Source organism: Marinicella litoralis, from assembly GCF_002591915.1.
Classification (GTDB): Bacteria; Pseudomonadota; Gammaproteobacteria; order Xanthomonadales; family Marinicellaceae; genus Marinicella; species Marinicella litoralis.
In genome coordinates, this window is the sequence record NZ_NIHB01000013.1 from 1 (window position 1) to 2304 (window position 2304).

General features: G+C 44.6%; 2 protein-coding genes. Both read left to right on the top strand.

Annotated elements, in window-relative coordinates:
• Window positions 1–186 precede the first annotated feature (186 nt).
• Window positions 187–339 carry a hypothetical protein gene (locus CCS90_RS15010; RefSeq protein WP_180236551.1) on the top strand — a complete coding sequence of 51 codons (153 nt, stop codon included), beginning with the start codon at window positions 187–189 and terminating at the stop codon, window positions 337–339.
• Window positions 340–1293: 954 nt separating this feature from the next.
• A partial coding sequence (locus CCS90_RS15255; RefSeq protein ID WP_442757018.1) for an Ig-like domain-containing protein occupies window positions 1294–2304 on the top strand: 1011 nt, incomplete at its 3' end.

Below are 2304 nucleotides of genomic sequence, written 5' to 3' on the forward strand. Positions count from 1 at the left end.
TCATCAAATATTTTCAACAACACCGTTCTGACCTGTGGCATACCATCGGCTCTAACCGTGGCTATACTCATGGCATTGACTTCTTTTAGTTCAGCGGTTCTGGCCTGTTGGAACCATTTTTCAAACTGCTGCAATGAATTTGATAATTTTTACACCAATCTAGGTAACACCAAACAATCCGCGCAAATGATTAAGTTTGCAGATGAAGACATCATTGATTTGATTGATGTCACAATGAAACTGTACAATTCTATTTTAATTATCCACCGCGTCTCTGACAGCTCAGAAACCACTTTATTAGACAAAGATGACGAGTCGATTCCCAATGCCAAGGATTAAAAAAACAAAACCTGTGGCATCATTTGTCAACAAAGCGTTTTTTGAGTACAACTAAAGTAAACAATTGTTACATAACCCCATATTAGAGCCAAATACGTGAACTGTTCTACACTTTTCTTAACTCAGCCAAAATATAAGAAGCACAATTGTTGTAGAATCAGCTCAATTATAACCATGTGTGAGAGTTAAATGAATAAATTTAAATCTGTGCCATTAATGGCATTGCTGTTATTAGCATTTTCTTTTTCTTTCCCCAGCCATGCTGCGGGGCCAAATATTACCATATGTAGTGTTGATTCGGACGCTGCGAGAGTACCTGAATTCTCTAATTGGGGAACGGGGACACTTAATGGTGCAGAAGCAGTTAACCTCAGAGCTAAACTTCTGAACCCTGACAATTTTAGCCCAACAGGTATAGAGCCGATTACATTCACAATCGTGGATGCCTTCGGACCTTCCGGATCTATTACTGCTGCCAGTTTAGCGGCCAATGGTTGTGAAATCTTTTTCAAAGGATATGTGTATGATAGCGGTATAACGGCTGCAGAAATTACTGCCATGTACACTTGGGTCAATACCACTGGTGGAACATTGATGTCTTTTGATGACAACTCAGCAGTGAATGCTTTTGCAGAAAGTGCGAGTTTTGGACACCCAACTGTCAACTCAGGTTCAACTCCATGGGATGCCACTGCTGCCGGCTTGGTACATCCAATATTTAACGGCCCATTCGGTACAGCAAATGGACTGTTAACCAATTTACAGCAAGCATATTACAGCAATACTTCTGGCGCCACAGTTCTTGCAACTGAATCAAGTAACTCAAATGCAACCGTTTTAGATCGTCCCACAGGTAACGGCTATGCACTTTTTGTGGCCGATGTTGACACTGTTGGGTCACAGGTCTCAAATGGCAATGGTAACAATACCGATCAAGATCATGTCGCACTTAATATGTTTGCGCATGCAGCTGCCCAGTATAATGAAAACAATTACACCCCATCTGACCCTGTAATAACAGCACCCTCCGATGGTGCAACCACTACAGATAACACACCGACTGTCTCAGGCACAGCTGAACCAGGCGTTACAATTACAGTAACTGGACCTAATGGTGAATCTTGTACAACCACTGCAGATTTCAATACAGGTGCTTGGTCATGTAATATCTCACCAGCACTTAATGAAGGCAATAATACACTGACCGCAATTGCTACATACGGCAGCAATTCCTCTGGTAATGATTCCATAGTGCTCAATGTAGATACCACAGCACCAGCGGCTCCTGTTATTAATGTACCAACCAATGGTGCACCAGTCACAGGTACTGGCGAACCTGGTGCCACAGTGACTGTAACCACAGGTGGGTCAGGTACTTGTACCGCCGTTGTGCAACTGGATGGCACTTGGTCTTGTACCTTGTCAGGTCCAGTGGTTGATGGCGATGACATCATGGCCACCCAAGATGATCCTGCCGGCAACACCTCTCCACAAACCACTGAATTAGGTGGTATTGATACATCGGCTCCTGATGTTCCAACTGTTACTCCATTGTTAACCAATGACGTGACTCCTGTGATTTCAGGTACGGCTGAGGCCAACAGCACAGTGACCGTTCNCACTTGGTCTTGTACCTTGTCAGGTCCAGTGGTTGATGGCGATGACATCATGGCCACCCAAGATGATCCTGCCGGCAACACCTCTCCACAAACCACCGAATTAGGTGGTATTGATACATCGGCTCCTGATGTTCCAACTGTCACTCCATTGTTAACCAATGACGTGACTCCTGTGATTTCAGGTACGGCTGAGGCCAACAGTACAGTGACCGTTCAAGTCGGCGGTGCCACTTATACAACCACAGCCAGCCCAACGGGCGTTTGGAGTATTGATCTTGATACCCAAGCACCTGATTCTGGCGTATTGAGTTTGGACACCAACGGTGCCAATGATGTCACAGCAACG

Coding starts and splice junctions, on each gene's coding strand:
- CCS90_RS15010 (WP_180236551.1), top strand. CDS start 187: ATGATTAAGTTTGCAGATGAAGACATCATTGATTTGATTGATGTCACA.